The 20,939-nt window shown below is 65.0% G+C and carries 20 protein-coding genes; 7 read left to right on the forward strand and 13 right to left on the reverse strand.

Features of this window, described 5'->3' with window-relative positions; genetic code table 11:
* Positions 1 to 36: 36 nt before the first annotated feature.
* The 4 genes from AWB82_RS18225 to AWB82_RS18240 are packed head-to-tail and all read left to right on the forward strand — an operon-like array spanning position 37 to position 4,901.
* On the forward strand, positions 37 to 1,596 hold the full coding sequence (locus tag AWB82_RS18225) for an efflux transporter outer membrane subunit (RefSeq protein WP_086969619.1): 1,560 nt from the start codon (positions 37 to 39) through the stop codon (positions 1,594 to 1,596).
* A 9-nt stretch (positions 1,597 to 1,605) separates the two neighbouring features.
* The gene (locus AWB82_RS18230) at positions 1,606 to 3,807 is read left to right on the forward strand and encodes an FUSC family protein (RefSeq protein ID WP_086969621.1); all 2,202 of its coding nucleotides are present in this window, start codon (positions 1,606 to 1,608) and stop codon (positions 3,805 to 3,807) included.
* Positions 3,794 to 3,997 (forward strand): DUF1656 domain-containing protein, encoded by a 204-nt coding sequence (locus AWB82_RS18235; RefSeq protein WP_200818137.1) that lies wholly within the window; start codon positions 3,794 to 3,796, stop codon positions 3,995 to 3,997. Before AWB82_RS18230 ends, AWB82_RS18235 begins: the two co-directional genes overlap by 14 nt.
* A 40-nt stretch (positions 3,998 to 4,037) precedes the next feature.
* On the forward strand, positions 4,038 to 4,901 hold the full coding sequence (locus tag AWB82_RS18240) for an efflux RND transporter periplasmic adaptor subunit (protein WP_086969623.1): 864 nt from the start codon (positions 4,038 to 4,040) through the stop codon (positions 4,899 to 4,901).
* Positions 4,902 to 4,980: 79 nt separating this feature from the next.
* Here the strand turns inward: AWB82_RS18240 and AWB82_RS18245 are convergent, their stop codons facing one another.
* The 13 genes from AWB82_RS18245 to AWB82_RS18305 form a co-directional block, all read right to left on the reverse strand.
* Positions 4,981 to 5,784, reverse strand: coding sequence for an ABC transporter substrate-binding protein (locus tag AWB82_RS18245; protein ID WP_407643010.1), 804 nt, complete (start codon positions 5,782 to 5,784; stop codon positions 4,981 to 4,983).
* A gap of 237 nt (positions 5,785 to 6,021) precedes the next feature.
* A complete protein-coding gene (gene astE / locus AWB82_RS18250) occupies positions 6,022 to 7,038 on the reverse strand; it encodes a succinylglutamate desuccinylase (protein ID WP_086969625.1) in 1,017 nt (338 codons plus the stop codon).
* Positions 7,022 to 8,371 (reverse strand): N-succinylarginine dihydrolase, encoded by a 1,350-nt coding sequence (astB, locus tag AWB82_RS18255; RefSeq protein ID WP_086969626.1) that lies wholly within the window; start codon positions 8,369 to 8,371, stop codon positions 7,022 to 7,024. The genes astE and astB overlap by 17 nt, the downstream gene beginning before the upstream one ends.
* Positions 8,372 to 8,386: 15 nt before the next feature.
* The gene (astD, locus tag AWB82_RS18260; RefSeq protein ID WP_086969629.1) at positions 8,387 to 9,859 is read right to left on the reverse strand and encodes a succinylglutamate-semialdehyde dehydrogenase; all 1,473 of its coding nucleotides are present in this window, start codon (positions 9,857 to 9,859) and stop codon (positions 8,387 to 8,389) included.
* A gap of 10 nt (positions 9,860 to 9,869) precedes the next feature.
* The gene (gene astA / locus AWB82_RS18265; protein ID WP_086969631.1) at positions 9,870 to 10,901 is read right to left on the reverse strand and encodes an arginine N-succinyltransferase; all 1,032 of its coding nucleotides are present in this window, start codon (positions 10,899 to 10,901) and stop codon (positions 9,870 to 9,872) included.
* Positions 10,898 to 11,944: an arginine/ornithine succinyltransferase subunit alpha gene (aruF, locus tag AWB82_RS18270; protein ID WP_086969755.1), complete on the reverse strand. Its 1,047-nt coding sequence runs from the start codon at positions 11,942 to 11,944 to the stop codon at positions 10,898 to 10,900. Before aruF ends, astA begins: the two co-directional genes overlap by 4 nt.
* Before the next feature lie 16 nt (positions 11,945 to 11,960).
* On the reverse strand, positions 11,961 to 13,187 hold the full coding sequence (locus AWB82_RS18275; RefSeq protein ID WP_086969633.1) for an aspartate aminotransferase family protein: 1,227 nt from the start codon (positions 13,185 to 13,187) through the stop codon (positions 11,961 to 11,963).
* A gap of 104 nt (positions 13,188 to 13,291) precedes the next feature.
* Positions 13,292 to 14,263, reverse strand: coding sequence for a GlxA family transcriptional regulator (locus tag AWB82_RS18280; RefSeq protein ID WP_235023347.1), 972 nt, complete (start codon positions 14,261 to 14,263; stop codon positions 13,292 to 13,294).
* A 43-nt stretch (positions 14,264 to 14,306) separates the two neighbouring features.
* Positions 14,307 to 15,134, reverse strand: coding sequence for an ABC transporter ATP-binding protein (locus AWB82_RS18285; protein ID WP_235023341.1), 828 nt, complete (start codon positions 15,132 to 15,134; stop codon positions 14,307 to 14,309).
* A gap of 21 nt (positions 15,135 to 15,155) precedes the next feature.
* Complete coding sequence (locus AWB82_RS18290) at positions 15,156 to 15,887, reverse strand: ABC transporter permease (protein ID WP_086969637.1); 732 nt, start codon at positions 15,885 to 15,887, stop codon at positions 15,156 to 15,158.
* Between the two features lie 22 nt (positions 15,888 to 15,909).
* Positions 15,910 to 16,599, reverse strand: a complete 690-nt coding sequence (locus AWB82_RS18295; protein WP_086969759.1) for an ABC transporter permease — start codon at positions 16,597 to 16,599, stop codon at positions 15,910 to 15,912.
* A 281-nt stretch (positions 16,600 to 16,880) separates the two neighbouring features.
* Positions 16,881 to 17,279 (reverse strand): hypothetical protein, encoded by a 399-nt coding sequence (locus tag AWB82_RS18300; protein ID WP_086969639.1) that lies wholly within the window; start codon positions 17,277 to 17,279, stop codon positions 16,881 to 16,883.
* Positions 17,280 to 17,524: 245 nt separating this feature from the next.
* The gene (locus AWB82_RS18305) at positions 17,525 to 19,120 is read right to left on the reverse strand and encodes an EAL domain-containing protein (protein ID WP_086969641.1); all 1,596 of its coding nucleotides are present in this window, start codon (positions 19,118 to 19,120) and stop codon (positions 17,525 to 17,527) included.
* Positions 19,121 to 19,393: 273 nt separating this feature from the next.
* On the opposite strand from AWB82_RS18305, the gene AWB82_RS18310 reads away from it, so the two are divergent.
* Genes AWB82_RS18310 through AWB82_RS18320 form a run of 3 tightly spaced genes read left to right on the forward strand, consistent with a single transcriptional unit; the run spans position 19,394 to position 20,922 of the window.
* Complete coding sequence (locus tag AWB82_RS18310) at positions 19,394 to 19,933, forward strand: GNAT family N-acetyltransferase (protein ID WP_086969643.1); 540 nt, start codon at positions 19,394 to 19,396, stop codon at positions 19,931 to 19,933.
* Between the two features lie 54 nt (positions 19,934 to 19,987).
* Positions 19,988 to 20,587, forward strand: a complete 600-nt coding sequence (locus AWB82_RS18315; RefSeq protein ID WP_086969645.1) for an IMPACT family protein — start codon at positions 19,988 to 19,990, stop codon at positions 20,585 to 20,587.
* Between the two features lie 26 nt (positions 20,588 to 20,613).
* The gene (locus AWB82_RS18320) at positions 20,614 to 20,922 is read left to right on the forward strand and encodes a 2Fe-2S iron-sulfur cluster-binding protein (RefSeq protein WP_086969761.1); all 309 of its coding nucleotides are present in this window, start codon (positions 20,614 to 20,616) and stop codon (positions 20,920 to 20,922) included.
* Positions 20,923 to 20,939: the final 17 nt, after the last annotated feature.

Consider the following 20,939-nt stretch of genomic DNA (forward strand, 5'->3'; position numbering starts at 1 on the left):
ACTTCCTGGAATCTAATTCAATTTTGGGAGTGAATCGTGCGAGGGCGAGGGTCCAAAAGCGCTGCTTGCGCCACCGTTCTTACAGCAATACTAACAATTGCCGGATGCGCGAGCACCGGCAAAATCGCGCCGCAAGATTCGCTCACCGATGCATCGACGCTCGATGTCGGCAGCGCCATTCGCGCCGCCAACGCGGACGCCCAATGGCCCGAAGAGCAATGGTGGCGCGCCTATCGCGACCCGCAACTCGACGCGTGGATCGCGCGTGCGACCAACGGCAGCCCCACGCTCGCAATGGCCGCGGCGCGCGTGCGCGAAGCGCAGCAGCAGGCGGGCGTCGCGCGCTCCGAGCTTCTGCCGCACGTCGACGGTGCGATGGGCGTCTCGCGCAAAAACTGGCCCAACAACGATTTCTACGGCCCGGGCCCGTACGCCGACACGACGACGTGGGACAACACCGCCGGCCTCTCGCTGTCGTACAACCTCGACCTCTGGCATCGCGACGACAACAACGCCGAGCGTGCGCTCGATGTCGCCCACGTGCGCGCCGCCGATGCACGCGCCGCGCAACTCGAACTGGAGACGAACGTCGTGCGCGCGTACATCGGCTTCTCGCAGTCGTTCGCCCTGCTCGATATCGCGCAGCAGACGCTCGCGCAGCAGGAGCGCATCGCGGATCTCGCGCGCCGGCGTCTGAAAGGCGGCCTCGGCACGCAACTCGAAGTCAGCCAGGCCGAAACGCCGCTTCCCGAGTACGAGCGTCAAGTCGATATCTACAAGGAAGAGATCCTGCTCGCGCGCAATCAACTGGCCGCGCTCGCCGGTGAAGGTCCGGGCGCGGGCGAAGCGCTTGCGCGTCCGGACTTGTCGCTCGCGACGCCCCTGCCCTTGCCCTCGGCGCTGCCCGTGGAACTCGTCGGACATCGGCCGGATATCGTCGCGGCGCGCTGGATGGTGGCGGCACAGGCGCGCGGCATCGATGTCGCGAAGGCCGGGTTTTATCCGAACATCAATCTCGCTGCGTCGCTGACTCAGGCGTTCGCGGGCGGCGCGCTACTCAGCTTCCTGACGCGCGATGCGTCGGGCTACAGCTTCGGGCCCGCGATCTCGCTGCCGATTTTCGAAGGCGGACGCCTGCGCGCGCAACTCGGCGCGGCGTCGGCGCAATACGATCAGGCCGTCGATCATTACAACGCGACGCTCGTCGCCGCGCTCAAGGACATCGCCGATCAGCTCGTGCGCGTGCATTCGCTCGATACGCAACTCGAAGCGTCGGGCCGCTCCGTCGCCGCCGCGCGCAAGAACTACGATCTCTCGAACGAAGGCTACAAGCGCGGCCTCACCGATTATCTGAACGTGCTCGTCGCGCAGACGCAATTGCTCAAGGCGCAGGACGGCCAGGCGCGCGTGCGTGCGCAACGGCTCGCGTCGTACGCGACGCTCACGTCGGCGCTCGGCGGTGGCATCGACGATCCGTCGAACGGGCCGGAGCAGTCCGCGCTCGCGCCGTCGAAGCACATCGGGCCGTTCAGCCGCGTGAGCGAAGCACGGAACGACGCGCGAAACAACGCGCAGAACGACGCGAAGCAGAAGTAAGGCGCGCCCATGTCCACTCCGTCCACGACTCTCGACCAACCGCCGCGCGAATCGCTCATGCAGGCGTTCGCCGGCTGGGCGCGCACCGACGGTCTCGCCTGGATCTACATCTTCAAGGCCGTGTTCGCGGCGCTCCTGGCGTTGTGGATCGCGATGCGCCTCGACATGGCGCAGCCGCGCACCGCGATGACCACCGTGTTCGTCGTGATGCAACCGCAAAGCGGCATGGTGCTCGCCAAGAGCTTCTATCGTTTCTGCGGCACGATGATCGGTCTCGTCGTGATGATGATCTTCATCAGCCTGTTTTCGCAGCAACCGGTGCTCTTTCTCTCCGCGACCGCGCTGTGGGTCGGCGTCTGCACCGCGGGCGCGGCGCGCAATCGCAACTTCCGCTCGTACGGCTTCGTGCTCGCGGGCTACACGGCCGCGCTGATCGGCATTCCGGCGGCGCAGCATCCCGAGGCAGCGTATCTGTCCGCGCTCACGCGCGTGGGCGAAGTGACGCTCGGCATCGTTTGTTCCGGCGCGGTGAGCGCGCTCATTTTTCCGCAGCACGCGGGCGAACAGGTCCGCACGACGGTGCGCCGCCGCTTCACGCAGTTCGTCGAATACGTGTGCCGCGCGCTGTCGGGCAACATGGAGCGCGCGCAGATCGAGCGGACCAACCTCGCGTTCGTGTCGGATATCGTCGGCTTCGAGGCCGCGCGCAGCGTCGCCGTGTTCGAGAATCCCGAATCGCGTATGCGCGGCGGGCGGCTCGCGCGTCTGAACAGCGAGTTCATGAGCGCATCGACACGTTTTCACGCGCTGCATCAGTTGATGAACCGGCTGCGCGAAAACGCATCGGCGACGACCATCGCCGCGTTGGAACCGTTCTTCCGCGAAGTCCCGCCGCTCTTTTCGGTTTCGGGCGAACCGGTGAAAAACGCCGCCGATGCCGCGCACGCCGCCGCGCAATTGTGCGACTACAAGGCCGCATTGCCGAAGCGCGTGCGCGCGACGCGGGCGCAACTCGAAGGGAATCCGGACTTGGCGCTTCTGGAGTTCGATACCGCCGCGGAACTGCTGTATCGCTTCGTCGACGACATGCTCGCGTATGCCGATACATACGCGTCGCTGAGCGCGCCGTCGCACGAACGCGAGCGCTGGATCGCGCGCTACGTGCCGAAGACGAACATGGTCGCGGCAGCGATTTCGGGCTTGCGCGGCGCGGTCGTGATGTTCGTTCTGTCCGCGTTCTGGATCGCGACCGCGTGGCCGAGCGGCGGCACGATGGTGCTCAATGCGGCGGCCGTCTGCGCGCTCGCTTCGTCCTCGCCGCGTCCGACGCTCATGGCGGCGCAAATGGCGCTCGGCACGATGCTCGCGACGCTCACCGGCATGATCGTCGTGTTCGGCGTGTTTCCGCATGTCGACGGCTTCGCGATGATGTGCGCCGCGCTCGCGCCCGCGCTGTTGCTCGGCGCATATCTGACCACGCGGCGCGCGCTTGCCGGCGCGGGCATCGGCTATTGCATCTTCTTCTGCTTTCTCGCGGGCCCGGACAATCTCATGCACTACGATCCGACCAGCTTCATGAACGACGCCATCGCGCTCGTGCTGTCGATGATCGTCGCCGCGATCGCCTTCGCCGTGCTGCTGCCGACCGATGCGCCGTGGCTGCGCCGGCTGCTGCTCGGCGATCTGCGACGCGAAGTCGTGCGCGCGCGCCGTGCACGTCTCGCGAGCGTCACGACGCACTTCGAGAGCCGCACGCGCGATTTGCTCGCGCAGATCAACGCGCTCGCCACGGGACGTCCCGACTTGCAACGCGACGCGCTGCAGTGGCTCTTCGCCGTGCTCGAATTCGGCAATGCGGTGATCGATTTACGGCGCGAGATCGCCAAGCCGTCGCACGCGCCGCAACATGCTGCTTCGATGTCGTGGCGCAGCGCGGTCGTGGCGACGCTCGATGCCGTCGCGCGTCTTTTCGATCGCCCGGACGCGAAGCGTTTCGACGCCGCCCTCGCCGCGACCGAACGCGCCATCGACGACACGCGCGATCTGCTCGCGCTGCTCGATCCGCCGCGCGAGGAAAGGCATCGGCTGCAACGCATCATGAGTCATCTGCATTTCGTGCGAACCGCGCTGCTCGATCACGAATCGCCGTTCGCGCGCTATGCGCCCGCTCAGAAACACACGTCCGAAGGAGCGCCCCATGTTGCCGCGTAACGTCGCGATCCTCGACGCCTATGTGCCGACGATCCTGCTGCTCTTCATCGCCGGCGCGATGATTACCTGGGTCGTCGATCGCGTGCTCGCGCTGACTGGTCTTTATCGCGTGGTCTGGCATCCGGCGCTCTTTCGCGCGAGTCTGCTCGTCTGCATTTGCGGGACGCTCGGACTCATTGCGTACGCTTGAGCGGCATCACATTCATACAAGCTGAAAAAGAGTTCGCATCATGATTCTCAGAAAAATCATCGGCCTGGTTTTGACCATCGCCATCTTCGCGGTGGCGCTCATCATCGGGCGCGTGCTGTGGGTGCATTACATGGACGAGCCGTGGACGCGCGATGGCCGCGTGCGCGCGGATGTCGTCAACGTCGCGCCGGACGTGTCGGGCGCGGTCGTGCAGTTGCCGGTCCACGACAACCAGCTCGTGAAAAAAGGCGATCTTCTGATGGAGATCGATCCGTCGCACTATCGGATCGCGGTCGAGCAGGCGCAGGCCAACGTCACGGCGCGCGCGGCCGAGTTGCGCATGCGTCGCGCGGACGCCACGCGCCGCGCCGACATGGACAGCATGGTCGTGTCGAAGGAAGCGCGCGACAACGCGTTGCAGACCGCATCGACGGCCGAAGCGCAGTTGCAACAGGCGCAGGCCGCGCTCGATGCCGCGAAGCTCAATCTCGAACGCACCAGGGTGCTCTCGCCGGTGGATGGCTACATCACGAACCTGAACGTGTTTCGCGGCGACTACGCGACAGCGGGCGCGGCCAAGCTCGCAATCGTCGATAGTCACTCGTTCTGGGTGTATGGCTACTTCGAGGAAACGAAGCTGCCGCACGTGCGTATCGGCGACAAGGCTTCGATTCGTTTGATGAGCGGCGGCGAACTGAAGGGACACGTCGAGAGCATTTCGCGTGGCATCTATGACCGCGACAATCCGCAAAGCCGCGAACTGCTCGCGGACGTGAACCCGACGTTCAACTGGGTGCGGCTCGCGCAGCGCGTGCCGGTGCGCGTGCATATCGATGAGGTGCCGGACGGCGTGCTGCTGAGCGCGGGGACGACTTGCACGGTGGTGATCGCGCCGTCGAGTTGATGCGCTTTGCCGCATGACGAAAAAGCCCGCTCGCGGATCGCTCCCGAGCGGGCTTTTCTTATCAGGCGAAGCTGAGGCCTTACTTCAGCACGACCTTCACATCGAAATACTTCTGCGCGAAGCGGTCGATCGTGCCGTCGTCCTTCAGCTCTTTCAGCGCGCGATTGAGCGCGTCTTTCAGCGCCTTGTCGTTCTTGCGCACGCCGAAGCCGACGCCCGAACCCAGCAGCTTGTCATCCGCCACGGCCGGACCCGCGAACGCGAAGCCCGCGCCTTGCGGCCGCTTCAGAAAGCCCTTCGACGCCGCCTCGGCATCCTGGAACGCCGCATCGAGACGCCCCGCAGCCAGATCCGCGTAAATCTGATCCTGCGCCTGATACGACTCGATATCGATGCCCGCGGTCGCCCATTTCGCCTTCGCGTAGGTCTCCTGGATCGAGCCCTGCAACACGCCGACGCGCTTGCCCTTCAGACTGTCGACGGTCGGCTGGATCGCGCTGCCCTTCTTCGCGACGAGCTGATTCGGGACCGTATAGATCGGATCGGTAAAGTCGATGGCGAGCTTGCGCTTGTCGGTGATCGTCATGTCCGAGTTGATGCCGTCGAACTTGCGCGCCTGCAATGCGGGAATGAGGCCGTCGAACGAATTCTCGACCCACACGCATTTCATCTTCAGCTTCGCGCACACCGCATTGCCGATGTCGATATCGAAGCCCTGCAACTCGCCGCTCGGCGACTTCGATTCGAACGGCGCGTAAGACGCTTCGACGCCGAAGCGCAGTGGCTTCATGTCATCGGCCGCTTGCGCGTTCAACGTGACGACAGCGGCGCCCAGCACCGCGAACGCGGCGAGCTTGCGACCGATCAGATGCGATTTCTTCACTTCCATCTCCTTGCATTGCGGTTCGATACGGATGTCATGATGCGGCGTCGCACAGCCGACGAAGCATCGCGGCACAAAAAGCCACGATCGAATGCCAGCTGCGAATCGATGCGTCGCATCGAACACCGGGGCGCGATTGTAGCGCGCGCGAACTGGCGCTGCCTTCGACGAAGCCAGGAAGTGATCTGGCAAGCGGACGTCGCGCTCATGCAAAGCGACGAGCGCGACGAGATGAGGTCAATCGAGAGAAGCGAGCGTGGAATCGGTCGTATCGACGACCATCAGGCCGGCGCGCAGACCCGGCTTCACTTTCGGATTCGGAAACACGATGCGCTCTTCGTCGTGCGACACGCGATAGCGGTAATCGCCATCGTGCGCCAGTTCGGCGCCAGCGGCGAACGCGGTGAAGTTCGGCACATCGCTCGCCACGTTCAGCACGAAGTGTTCGCTCTGCTTGTCGATTTGCGCGACGACCGTGAACACGCGCAGCGGCGCATTTTCCTTGACCGGCTCGCCCGCGATCAGACGCCGCAACGCCGCGTCCGATGCGGCAAAACGCGCGAGATCGTTCTCGCCGAACGGGCGCACCTTGCCGAGTTCGAGCGTACAGGCCAGCGCGCCCGATTCCTCCGCCGTGAAGTGCGTGAACGTGTTGCCCTTCTCGCGATGCAGGAGCACCGCCTGCAGACGCGCATCGCGCAGCCAGTCGAACATCGCGCGGGCCAGCGGCGCGCCCGTGTGCGGCAGCAACGCGAACTGCTCGAATACCGACGCGCGGATCGCGGTGTGCATGTCGATATGCCATTTCGGATGCGCGACGCCATCGAGGAACTTCAGCGCCGCGCGCTCCAGTTCGGCCGCGCGCAATGCTTCGCGACTCCCGCGCAAACTCGCATGACGGCCGCTGAACAGGCGATTCAGATCGTCGTCGATATAACGATCGCCCGCGCGCATCGCCTCGATGTTGCCGAGGATCACGAGCATGCGCGCGACAAGCGGCGCGCGGCCGTTCGCGATGTCCGCGACGAGCGACGACAACATCTCGATCGGCGCGGTTTCATCGCCGTGAATGCCCGCCGATACGAGCATGCTATGCGTCGCCTCGCGCGCGGGTTCGAGCAACAGCATGCCTTCGCCCTGCCACGTCCAGCGCACGCCGGAAGACGCGGTTCCCGCGTGGACCGCGGGGCGCTTGCCGTCGAGCGTGAAGGCGAGAAAGTCTTCGAGCAAGGCTGAATCAGCGCTGGAAGTCATAGACGGCACCGAGTCCGAGAATGGTCGTCAGCTCGTCGAGCGCGGCGCGCGATTCGGCGAGCAACTTCGGATCGGCGAGATCCGCGGGCGCGAGACGGTCGCGATAATGTTTGTCGATCCACGCGTCGAGCTGCGTGAAGAGCGCGTCGTTCATCCATGCGCGCGGGTTGACGGCGGCACGCTCGGCATCGTCGAGCACGACGCGCAAGCGCAGGCACGCCGGGCCGCCGCCGTTCTTCATGCTTTCGCGCAGATCGAAGACGAGCACTTCGTCGATGGGCGTCTTGCGCGACGCGAGCGAATCGAGATACGCCGCCACGCGCGGGTTCTCGCGGCATTCCTGCGGCACGACGAGCAGTTGCCTGCCATCCGCGCTCGACAGCAATTGACTGTTGAAGAGGTACGACGAGACCGCATCCGCCACGCTCACTTCGCTGTCCGGCACTTCGAGCGCGTCGAACGGCGTGCCTTGCGCGCCGAGCTTCGCGCGCAGTTCGTCGTAGACCTTGTGCTGATCGACGAATGCGCGCTCATGGCAAAAGAGCGTCGTGCGGTTGCCGACCGCGATCACGTCGTTGTGGAAAACGCCGGCATCGATCACGTCGGGCGATTGCTGCGCGAACACGGTCGCTTCGGCGGATAAGCCGTGCAAGCGCGCGACCGCGCGGCTCGCTTCGAGCGTCTGACGCGCGGGATAACGCTGCGGCTGCGGACCGTGCCCGTACTCGCTACGTCCATACACGAAGAACTCGATGCCCTTCGCGCCGTACTCGCGCGCAAAACGCGTATGGTTCGCCGCGCCTTCGTCGCCGAGTGCGGGCGTGCCGGGCAGCGCGTGATGAACGCGAAAGCGCGCTTCATCCGCGAAAATTGCGCAAAGCGTACGGCGCGTTTCACCGTGTTCGATCGCGCGATGCAGCTTTGCCGCGAGATTGGCGGGCGTGAAATGCACGCGGCCGTCTTCCGTATCCGCCGATGGACTCACGGTCGCCGCATTCGCGGTCCACATCGCCGATGCGGAACTCGCCGCCGCGAGCAACTCCGGCGCTTCTCGCGCGGCGCGCGCGATCACGCTGGCGTCGTCGCCGGAAAAGCCGACCGCGCGCAACAGTTTGATCGACGGACGTTCGAGCGGCGGCAACACGCCTTGCTGAAAGCCGAGATCCGCGAGCTGCTTCATCTTGCGCAAGCCCTGCTTCGCGGCGGCCTTCGGATTCGCCACCGACTTCTCGTTGCTGCGCGACGCGACGTTGCCGAACGAGAGTCCCGCGTAGTTGTGCGTCGGGCCGACCAGCCCGTCGAAATTCGCTTCGAATGCTTTCGATGCCTGCATGTTCGATCCCGCCGCTCAGAAGTTCAGTCCCGGCGATACGCTCGCCGGCATCTGCAATTGCGCGCTTTCCACCGATGCCATCGGATACGAGCAATAGTCCGCCGCGTAGTACGCGCTCGGCCGTTGATTGCCCGAGCGTCCCATGCCGCCGAACGGCGCCGCCGACGACGCGCCATTGGTCGGCCGGTTCCAGTTGACGATGCCCGCGCGGATGGTGCGCTGGAAGTGCTTCCAGGCCGACTCGTCGTCGGCGAGCAAACCGGCGGACAGGCCGTAGGCCGTGTCGTTCGCGCGTTCGATGGCTTCGTCGAAAGTCTTGTAGCGCACGACCTGCACCATCGGGCCGAAATGCTCTTCGTCCGGCACGCCGCTCGCGTTCGTCACATCGAGAATCGCGGGCGAGACGAAGCCGAGATGCGCCGCGCGCTGCTTCATTTCGAGTGCGGGAATTGCGCCGGCTTCGATCAGACGCGCCTGCGCATCGACGAGACGCGCCGCCGCGCGCGCCGAGATCACGGCGCCCATGTACGGCTGCGGTTCATCGTCGTAGCGGCCGACGCGGATGTTCGCGCTCACTTCGACGAACCGCTGCATGAAGCGCTCGCCGTTGGCGTCGTCGGCAACGAAGAGACGGCGCGCGCACGTGCAACGCTGGCCCGCCGACAGAAACGCCGATTGAATCGCGTGATGCACGGCGGCATCGACATCCTCGACGTTCGCGACGACGAGCGGATTGTTGCCGCCCATCTCCAGCGCGAGCACGATCTCGGGCCGGCCGCCGAACTGTTTGTGCAGCAGCGTGCCCGTGTCCGAGCTGCCGGTGAAAAAGAGCCCGTCGATCTGCCGATGATTCGCGAGCGCGACGCCCGTATCTTTTTCGCCCTGCACGAGATTGAGCACGCCCGCGGGCAGACCGGCCTGAATCCACAGCGCGACAGTCGCGGCCGCGACGCCCGGCGCGAGTTCGGACGGCTTGAACACGACCGTATTGCCCGCGATGAGCGCCGGCACGATATGCCCGTTCGGCAAATGCCCCGGAAAGTTATACGGCCCGAACACGGCGACGACGCCATGCGGGCGATGCCGCAGCACCGCGACGCCATCGGCCATCGGCGCGCGCTTTTCGCCGGTGCGCTCGTGATACGCCTGCACGGAAATATCGACCTTCGCGGCCATCGACGCCACTTCCGTGCGCGCTTCCCACAGCGGCTTGCCGGTTTCGCGGCCGATCGCGCCCGCGAGCGCTTCCTTGTTCTCGTTGAGCAAGGCGGCGAAACGTTTCGCGATCGCGACGCGCTCGTCGAACGAAAGCGCGGACCACGACGCGAACGCGCGCCGCGCCGACGCCACCGCGCGATCCACGTCTTGCGCGGCAGCGCTCTTGCCTTGCCACACGGTTTCGTCGGTGCCCGGATTGCGCGATGCGAACGCCGCGCCCATTCCGTCCTGCCAGTCACCGCCGATATACAACTGGTTCGAAATATTCATGTCGTTTCTCTTATCTGGAGCGCGGATACGAGGTCAGCACGCGCACGTCGTCGCCTTCCTTCACGCGCAATGCGGCGGCTTCTTCCGCCGTCAACAGGAACGCGCCGTTCTCGATCGCGCCCGCCGTCGCGCCGCAGCGGAAGTCTTCGAGCAAAGTGTTCGATACGAGGCTTTTCGCGTCGCTGTTTGTCTGCGTTCTGTCGCCGATGCGCACGCGCGCGATCACGCTCTCGCGCACCGTGCGCAAGTCCGCGACGTGGCATTCGAGCACCGGACCCGCATCGAAGATATCGACGTGATTCTCGTAGCGCAGCCCTTCCGCTTCGAGCATCTTGCGCGCCGGCGCGGTGTCCTTGTGCGTAACGCCGACCGCCTGTTGCGCGGTGTCGGGCAAGAGGTCGAGATACACGGGATAGCGCGGCATCAACTCCGCGACGAACGACTTCTTGCCGTGCGAACTCAGGTAATCCGCTTCGTTGAAATCGATCTGATAAAAATGCGAGCCGACCGCGTTCCAGAATGGCGACTCGCCGTTCTCGTCGAAGTGACCGCGCAATTCCGCGCACAGGCGCTCCGGAAAACGATCCGTGAACTGCGCGATGAACATGAAGCGCGAGCGCGACAGCAATCCGCCCACGCCCGCCGTGCGATAACGCGGACTCAAAAAGAGCGAGCACACTTCCGCGTAGCCGGTCAGATCGTGCGAGATATTGAGCAGCGACATGCGCGTCCAGACGCGCATGTCCTGGCTCGCATGCACGGCCGTAGACACGCGATAGTTGTAGAACGGCTGCTCCAGCCCGACTTCCGTTTCGATGCCGCACACGCCCGCGACATCGCCGGTCGCGGTGTCTTCCATTACAAAGAAATAGCCCGCTTCGAAGGCTTGCGCGTCGCCGGTGAGCGTGCGGCGCGCGCGCTCCACGCGCGCCACGAGCGCGCCGCGATCGGGCTTGAACGTGGTGAGCCCCGGGCCCGTTTCCTGGGCGAGCGCGACGAGCGCGTCGACATCGCCCGGCTGCGTGCAACGCACGACGATCATTGCAATTCTCCCGATGCCTGATGCAACGGCACGCAACGCACCGTATCCTTGTCCTCCACGCCGAGCACGTCACGCGCGGACGCGGTCAATGCGGCGCCGTCGGCGCGCGTTCCCGCGAGTCCCGCGACGATGCAACGGAACGCGTGCGCGCCGCCCGCCGCGACGAGATACGGCGCACCGCTTTCGACCGCGACATCGCGCACCGCGCGCAACTCGCCCGAACTTGCCGACGCGCTCTTGTCGACGGCGATCGTCAGCACGGGGCCCGCATCGAAGATATCGACATAACGATCCGGCTCGAAACCTTCTTCCAGATGGATGTCGTAAGCGAGCAGCGTGCGTGCGTTCGGTTCGCCGAGCACGCGCTGCGCGTCGCCGGGAAGCAGCGGCACATAAAGCGGATAGCTCGGCATGACTTCAGCGATGAACGTGCGGCTGCGTCCGCCCGACTCCGATTCGACCTGTTCGAAGTCGCGGCCGAAGAACCTGCGTCCGACCGCGTCCCAGAATGGCGACGCGCCGGCGTCGTCGGTGACGCCGAGCATCAGCGAAAACACTTCGCTCGAAAAGCGCTTGCGATTCGCCGCGATGTAGATCATGCGCGCGCGTGACAGCAGATGCGCGGCCGCCTGGTTCGCTTCGTCGCGCAACGACGGATCGACATAAAAACCCGTCAGACGGCTCATGCCCGTCAGTTCGTGCGACATCGTGAGCGCGTGAATCTTGCGATTCACCTTCAGTTCGCGCGACGCGTGAATCAGCGCATCGTTGCGAAACGCATAGAACGGCTCGGAATAACCCGCCGACGCGACGATGCTCGACGTGCCGAGCAGCCTGCCCGTTAGCGAGTCTTCGAGCACGAAGAGATAGAACTCCTCGCCGGGAAATTCCACTTCGGCGCGAAACGAGTCTTCCGACAGGGCGACGCGCGTTTCGAGCGCGCGCCGGTCGCGCGGCAACGAATGCAGCACGGGCAGCGCTGCACGCGCCATCCGTTCGAGCTCGTCGAGATCGGAGAGTCTTGCGGGGCGGACAAAGAGCATCATCGAATCCCGTTGATCACTTGACGGCAGCCGCGCCGACGACCTGCTCGATCGCCTTTTCGATGCGCGCGAAGCCTTCGTCGAGATCGGCCGCCGGCATGATGAGCGAAGGCGCGAAGCGCAGCACGTTCGGCCCCGCGATCAGCATGATGACGCCGTTCGCCGCCGCCGCATTGAGCACGTCCTTCGCGCGATCCTTGTAGGCGTCGCTCAGTTCGGCGCCGATCAGCAGACCGCGTCCGCGAATCTCCTTGAACATGCCGAAGCGCTCGTTGATGCGTTCCAGATGCGCCTTGATCGCGCGGCTGCGCTCGTGCACGCCTTCGAGAAGCTTAGGTTCACTGATGAGTTCGACGACTTTCTCCGCGATCGATGCGCCCAGCGGATTGCCGCCGTAAGTCGTGCCGTGCACGCCGACCTTGAAGTGAGCGGCGATGTCGTTGGTCGTCAGCATCACGCCGATCGGAAAGCCGTTGCCCAGCGCCTTCGCGCTCGTGAGAATGTCCGGCGTCACGCCGTACTGCATGTACGCGTAGAACGTGCCGGTGCGGCCGACGCCCGTCTGCACTTCATCGAAAATCAGCAGCGCGCCGTGCTTGTCGCAGGCTTCGCGCAAGCCCTTCAGGAACGCGGGATCGGCGGGTAGCACGCCGCCTTCGCCCTGCACCGGCTCGACGATCACCGCGCAGGTTTTCGGGCCGATGGCTTCGAGCGCCTTCGGCAGATCGTTGTACGGCAGATGACGGATGCCCTGCGGCTGCGGGCCGAAGCCTTCGGCATATTTCGGCTGGCCGCCGACGCTCACCGTGAAGAACGTGCGGCCGTGGAACGACTGCGTGAACGAGATGATCTCGATCTTGTCGTCGCCGTGATTGTCGATCGCATAGCGGCGCGCGAGCTTCAGCGCCGCTTCGTTCGCTTCCGCGCCCGAGTTCGCGAAGAACGCACGGTCGGCGAAGGTGAGATCGGTCAGGCGTTTCGCGAGACGCAACACCGGCGCGTTGGTATAGCCGTTGCCGATATGCCAGAGCTTTTCGCCCTGCTCGTGCAGCACTTTCAGCAATTCCGGATGACCGTGGCCCAGCGCCGTCACCGCGATGCCGCCGGCGAAATCGACATAATCGCGGCCTTCGGTGTCCCATACGCGCGAGCCGCGGCCCCGGTCGGGCACGAAACTGGCCGGCGCGAACACCGGAACCATTACCTCGTCGAACGTACCGCGATTCACATTGATGTCGGTCATGAGCCACTCCTCGTCTGGTTCGTGCAATTCTTTCGATATTAAGCAATCGCGTGCGTTCCGTCTTGCGCGTTCGCGACATGCTTCGATGGGCTTTTTCGCGGCTTTCACGCCGCGCCGGGCGGCTCGATCAGCGCGCCGCCGCGCGGTTCGTCGATCGCCTTGCCGCTCTGCTTTTCGATCCAGTTGCGGCGCTCCTCGCGCGGCGTCACACCGAACCGGTCGCGATACGCATTGGAGAAATGCGCCGCCGATGAAAACCCGCACGCGAGGCTGATCTGCACCACGGATTTGCTTGTGCGCTGCAACTGCGTGCGCGCCTTCGTCAGACGCAGATTGAGGTAATACTTCGACGGCATCGCGCCGAGATACTGTCGAAACAGCCGTTCAAGCTGCCGTCGTGAAATGCCGACGAGACTCGCGATTTCATCGGTGGCGAGCGGGTCTTCGATGTTCGCTTCCATCAGTTGCAGCGCGTCGTTGAGCCGCGGATGCCGCTCGCCCGGCGCGGTGACGAACGGAATACGCTGACGTTCCGTGCCCGCGCGCAAGGTGCCGATGCCAAGCGAATCCGCGATGCGCTCGGCGAGTTCCGGGCCGTGATCGCGCGCGATCATCGCGAGCATGAATTCGATGCTCGCCTGGCCGCCCGCGCACGTGGCGCGGTCGCGGTCGATCTCGAAGATCTGCTGGCTCACGATCGCGCGCTCGAACTGCTCGGTGAATTGCTGATACGTTTCCCAGTTCACCGCGACGCGATACTGCGAAAGCTGCCCGGCCATCGCGAGCCACCATACGCCATGATGAATGCCGGACACGAGCGGCGTGCGCGGCGCCACGCGCGCGAGGCTCGCGAGAAAGAGCCGGTAGTCGGCGAACTGCTGATAGCGCTCCGACACGACGATAAGCCAGTCGCAGCGCACGGCGTCGTTGAATGCGCAATCGGCGGGAAGCTGCGCGCCGCCCGAGAGCGGCACGGGACGGCCGTCCCAGGAACAGATGCGCCATTCGTAGAGGCGATGCCCGTCGATCTCGTTGGCGAGCGAAAGACTGTCGATGATCGGCCCGATGCCGCTCATCGACACCGGCGGCAGCGCGACGATCGCAACTTGCAGCGTCACGTTACTTGAGGCTGCCCGACAGGAACTGGCGCAGCCGATCGCTCTTCGGCGCGCTCAGCACTTCCGAGGGCGCGCCCTCTTCCTCCGTGCGTCCCTGATGCAGAAACATCACGTGATTCGACACGTTGCGCGCGAAGCCCATCTCGTGCGTGACGACGATCATCGTGCGGCCTTCTTCGGCGAGACGCTGCATCACCTTGAGCACTTCGCCGACGAGTTCGGGATCGAGCGCGGACGTGGGTTCGTCGAAGAGCATGACGTCGGGATGCATCGCGAGCGCGCGCGCAATCGCGACACGCTGCTGCTGCCCGCCCGACAAATGCGACGGATATTGCTTCTCGACGCGCGGCGGCAAGCCCACTTTCTCCAGATACTCGCGCGCGCGGTCCTCGGCTTCCTTCTTCGATATGCCGAGCACGTGCAAAGGCGCTTCCATCACATTCTCGATGGCCGTCATGTGCGACCACAGGTTGAAGTGCTGGAACACCATCGCGAGCTTGGTGCGCACGCGCTGCAACTGCTTGTGATCCGCGACTTCGAGACTGCCGGCTTTATCGGTTTTGGTGCGCACGGCTTCGCCATCGACGATGATCCGCCCCGCGTTCGGCCGCTCCAGAAAGTTGATGCAGCGCAGAAACGTGCTCTTGCCCGAGCCGCTCGCGCCGATGATGCTGATCACATCGCCCGCTTTGGCTGCGAGCGAAACGCCCTTCAGCACTTCGTTGTCGCCGTAGCGCTTGTGAATGTCCTCGGCGACGAGCTTGGTCGCGACGTCTTTGGCGGTTGGCTGCAACGCTTTCTCCTCGGGTGATGACAAGGTCTCTTCCATGGGTTCGGATTCTACCGCTCGTCAGGCGCGGGCCGCGCGCGCCGCGCCCGCCGGCCGCAGATACGCGAGCCAGCGCTGCTCGGCGCGCCGGAACGCCGCCACGAGCGCGAACGAGATCGCCACGTACAGCAAGGCCGCGATGCCGAACGACTCGAATGACTGATAGGTCGCCGAATTCGCGTCGCGCGCGACCTTCAGGATGTCCGGCACGGTGGCGGTGAAGGCGACCGTCGTCGCGTGCAGCATCAGGATCACTTCGTTGCTGTACAAAGGCAACGCGCGCCGCAGCGCGGACGGCAGGATCACGCGGCGATACATCGTGAACGTGCTCATGCCGTAGGCGCGCGCGGCCTCCACTTCGCCGTGGGGAATGCCGCGGATCGCGCCGGCGAAGATTTCGGTCGTGTAGGCGCACGTGTTCAATGCGAACGCGAGGATCGCGCAATTGAAGCCGCTCTTGAAGAACGCTTCGAGCAGGGACTGCGTGCGCACGAATTCCAGGCTGTACATGCCGGTGTAGAGCAGCAGCAGTTGCACGTAAAGCGGCGTGCCGCGAAACACATACGTGTAGATGCGCACGGGCGTCGAAAGCCATCGGTTGCGCGACACGCGCGCGCAGGCGAGCGGCACCGCCGCGCAGAAACCGAGCGCGATCGATGCGACGAGCAGCCACAACGTGACGACGAGGCCCGACGCGCGCATGCCGTCGGAGTACAGGAACGGACGCCAGTATTCGGCGAAGATCTGGATCATGTCGGTCGCTCGCTAGCAGGGATCAAAGTTCGGCGTGCCGCACGCCGATCGAATAGCGGCGCTCCAGCGCCATCAGCACGAGGTTCGATACGCTCGTGATCGCGAGATAGATCAACGCCGCGACGAGGATGAAGAAGAACATGTTGAAGGTGCTCTTGCCCGCGTCCTGCGCGGCCTTCACGACATCCGCGAGACCGATGATCGACACGAGCGCCGTCGCCTTCACGAGCACCTGCCAGTTGTTGCCGATGCCCGGCAGCGCGAAACGCATCATCTGCGGAAAGAGAATGCGGCCGAACACGCGCATGCCGCTCATGCCGTAAGCGCTGCCCGCTTCGAGCTGGCCGCGCGGCACCGCGAGAAACGCGCCGCGAAACGTCTCGGTGAAATACGCGCCGTAGATGAAGCCGAGCGTGAGCACGCCGGCCGTGAACGGATCGATGTCGAACTGGTCCCAGCCGAACGCATCGGTGAGATTGTTCAGCGCGATCTGAATGCTGTAGAAAAGCAGAAGCATCAGCACGAGATCGGGCACGGAGCGGATGAGCGTGGTGTACGCGGTCGCGATGCCGCGCAAGGGCGCGTGGCGCGAGAGTTTCGCGGATGCCCCGGCCAGGCCGAGCAGCACCGATACCGCGAGAGACAGCACCGCGAGCGCGAGCGTCTCTTTGGCGCCCGCCCAAAGGAGCGGGCCAAAGCCGTACAAGATCAAGAGTCGCCTCCATCGTCTTTCGGTGAAAGAAGCGGAGCGCGACAGCGAGCGCTCCAGCGATTGGCGGCGATACTCGCAAGCGAAATTCAATCGCTCAATTGCGATGAAGCGCGTTTGCTGCGACGCAGCATCGTGCTCGGATGCGCAGTCGTGCGGCGAAGCGCCCGCCGTGCAACGCTGGCCGCGCGCGACAGACAGGAAAACCCGCATACGCGCGGCATACGAAAATTGCGCTTTTCAGGTCGCATTTTCGATAGGCCGCGCGCGCGGCTTTTTCAGGCTTATGCGCGCGCGACGTCCCGCACGCGTTGCGCGACCTGCCCGTTCGCGACCGCGATTTCCGGGCTGTCCTGCAGCAAGGGCAGAAATTGCTCAGCGAACGCGGGATCGCGCGTGCCGGCGCTGAACATGTCGACGACCGCCTTCGCGTGCGCGATGCGCGCGTCCTCGGTGGCTTCGTCGTCGTCGAGGACGTCGTCGATGGCGGCGATCAGCGTCGAGAACGGCGCGAGCCAGCGATACGCCGATCCGTTGATCACGATCTGCAGGAATTCGCCCGGCGACACCGGCTCGAACTCGGCCTCGTGACGCGCGCGCAGATGCGCGAGCACGCTGCGATGAAGCGCGAGCAGCGGATGCCGCACGTCGCGCAGAAAAGCGGTGGCTGTCTGGTCGTTCATGATCGTGCCTCGTCTGGAAACATATAGGGTCTGCTCACCAATTAAACGGCCATGCGTTGCCCCGTAAAGGGCCGATCGCAAGGAATGCAACGAAGCGAATATCGGGAAATATTCGCAAGGAGCATGACGCCGCGAGCGGCCCTTTACGGGGCAACCTCTGACTATGAATTCAATCTTGGGGAACGCTTGTTCGCATGGCCGTTTAATTGGTGAACAGACCCTAGATAAGGACGATTCGAAGCCGATCAAGCGCCGCGCGTCCTGCCCACATAACGGATGAATTCCGCGGCGGTGAGCGGCGCCGAGAAAAGCCAGCCCTGCCCGAACCGCGCGCCGCGCGCGAGCAGATACGCGGCCTGCTCCTCGTGCTCGATGCCTTCGGCGATCACCTGCACGTCGAGCGTCGCGGCCATGTCGACGATGTGCGACGCGACGCTGCTCGACGCCGCATCCTGCCCGACGGTATCGACGAAAGACTTGTCGATCTTCAGTCCGTCGATGCGAAAGTTCTGCAGGTGCGACAGGCTCGAATAGCCGGTGCCGAAATCGTCGAGATAAACGGCATGGCCCGCTTCGCGGAACGCGCCGATGACTTCCTTGGCGGCATCGGCGTCGAGAAAACTGCGCTCGGTCGCCTCGATGTGAATCTGCTGCGGCCGCACGCCCTGACGCGCGATCGCAGGGCCGAGCACGTCGAGAAAGCGATGCGTCGTGAGATCCTGCGCGGACAGATTCACCGACACGTAATACTCCGGGTAGCGCTTAAGGAAGTCGCCGAGTTCGAGCAGGATCGTGTCGAGCACCTGATCGGTGATCGCCTGAATCAGCCCGCGATGCTCCGCGAGCGGGATGAAATGATCGGGCCGCACGATGCGATCGTGATGCTTCCAGCGCACGAGCGCCTCCGCGCCGACGCAGCGTCGCGTGGCGAGATCGACGATCGGCTGATACGCGACGATGAACTGATGCCGCCGCACGGCGTCGCTCAACTGGCCGCGCGGCGAGAGCCGGCGCACGAAGAAGAACGCCGCCCAGCTCGCCAGCGCGACCCCGACCACGACGCCGCCGAGCAGCCAGCCCCACGGCAGCGTGCGCAAGCGCTGGCGCAGCGTTTGATGCGGCGCGCTCACGACGACCGCGAGCGGCATCGACACGGAGCGGCGCACGACGTACGGCGAGCAGTCGCGCACCGAGGGCACGGAACGCGCGGTGCGATAGACGGCGAGGATCGCGTTGGCGTCAGTGGCGGGCGTGGTCGCGATCACGCGGCTCACATCCGTGTTGATGATGGCGACGCCGCTCGCGACCTCGTCGTTCGCGTCGAGTGTGTCGACGTAGAGCGAAGGATCGGCCGCGACGTAGAAACCGTTGCGGCCCATCACGAGCGAAGTCTTGCCGCCGGGCAGACGCGCCAGGCCGTACCAGGCCATCACGCCATCGCGCGAGCGCCAGTCCGGCGGCGGCAGCGTGAGGCCGTCGAGCACGCCCGCCGACACCGCGCCCAGCAGCGACGAGCATTGCCAGCGGCCGTCGCGATCGTAGGCGCCGGCGTCGCGCACCTGCACGTGCGTGAGCGCGATGCGCCGCAGTTCTTTCAGATACGGCGGCGAGCACGGCGCCGCCGCCACCTTGCCGATTTCCCCGAGCGCGCCCGAAAGACGGCGCGTCACATCCTCGGCGCGAAAAAGCGCGGCGTCGGCGACCGTGTTCAGGCGCTGGGCTTCGTCATGCTGCTGACTGCGCTGCGCGAACAAAAAGCCGATCCCCGCCGGCGCCAGCGCCGCGATTACCACGATGACGATCAGAAGCGCCGCCAGCGCCCCACGTTGAATTTTGTTCATTGCGTGTTATGGACCGCGGCGCGATGCATGTCGCGCGCGCGTTTTATGTTCCCTGCCCGACGCGGTCGGCCCGCCTTCTGCCGCGCCCGCGAGAGTCTCAGACAAACGACTTAGTGTAGGGGTCGCGCATCGCCCGATTCAACGTTTTCTTTGCTCGAAGTTTTCGCTTTTGGTGGTCTTCCGCACGGCCCGCGCAAGCTTTTTTTGCCGCCGATGCGCCGTGCGAAAATTGACAGACCAGAAACGGCGTTTTCATTGCATCGAACGACAAATATGGCCTCCCACGATTCCGTTCTTCCGCGCGTGCGCGACGTCGCGCCCGGCGACTTCGACGCCATCGCGCGCATCTATTCGCATTACGTCGAAAACGCGCTCGCGACCTTCGAAGAGATCGCGCCTTCGGCCGACGACATGCGCGCGCGTCACGCGGCGATTGCCGCGGCGGGCCTGCCGTATCTCGTCGCGGAAATGGATGGAAAGCTGGCGGGCTATGCGTATGCGTCGACGTATCGGCCGCGTTCGGCTTATCGCCACACGATCGAAGATTCGGTCTATGTCGCCGATGGCTTCAACGGACGCGGCATCGGCCTCGCGCTGCTCGCGACGCTCATCGAGCGATGCGAGCGCGGACCGTGGCGCCAGATGATCGCGGTGATCGGCAACAGCGGCAACGCGGGCTCGATCGCGCTGCATGCGCGGCTCGGCTTCGAGCACGTCGGCGTGCTGCGCGACGTCGGTTTCAAGCACGGACGATGGGTCGATGCGGTGCTCATGCAGCGCGCGCTGAATACCGACTCGGACGTCGCCGCATGAGCGACCGCGCCGAGCGGCTATGATTCGTTATTTGCCTCCCGCGCGCGTCCCGCTTTGCCCACGTACACCCTCGCCGCTTCCGTCAGCGCTGAAATCGATATTCGCAAGAGCCGCTTCATCGCGCTCGCGATACCTGTCGCGAACCGCGACGAAGCCATGCGCGCGATCGAGCGCCTGCGCGCCGCGCATCCGGGCGCGACGCACGTCTGCTGGGCGCTGCTCGCGGGCGGCCAGTCGGGCATGTCAGACGATGGCGAGCCCTCCGGCACCGCCGGCCGGCCGATTCTCGAAGTGCTGCGGCATCACGAAGTCGACGGCGTGCTGGCCGCGGTCGTGCGCTACTACGGCGGCATCAAGCTCGGCGCGGGCGGACTCGTGCGCGCCTACACCGATGCGATCGCGAGCGCGATGCAACTGGCCGAGCGCGTCGAGCGCATCGAGCGCGGGTTGATCGGCATCGAAGTCGACTATGCGGACGAAGCGCGCGTGCGCCGCTGGATCGAGCAGAATGACGCCGAACTCGTGCAAAGCGATTACGGGATGACCGTGCGACTCGTCGTGCGGATGGCCGCCGTGGCGCGAGGGCCGGCGGCCGCCGAATTGCGCGATCTCACCAACGGCCGCGCGGGCGTTGATGTCGAGGTCGAGGCGTGAGCAACGAAGATTCGCGCGCCTTCGCGATGATCATCGAACCTGCAGGGCATTTCGTCGCCGTGAAAGATGGCGAGACGCTCCTCGAAGCCGCGCTGCGGGCAAATCTGTCGCTGCCGCGATCGTGCCGCAACGGCACGTGCCGCGCGTGCATGTGCCGGATGCTCGATGGCGAGATCGCGTATCGCGTCGACTGGCCGGGACTCACCGCCGAGGAAAAAGCCGAAGGCTGGATCCTGCCGTGCGTCGCGCTTGCGCAATCCGACTTGACCATCGCACAGCCCGACGCGCGCGAATCCGCGCCCGCTCCGCGGCCTACCCGCTCGCGCGGCTTCTGAACCCGGGTATTTCGGGA

Origin of the sequence: Caballeronia glebae, assembly GCF_001545035.1 — a bacterium.
Classification (GTDB): Bacteria; Pseudomonadota; Gammaproteobacteria; order Burkholderiales; family Burkholderiaceae; genus Caballeronia; species Caballeronia glebae.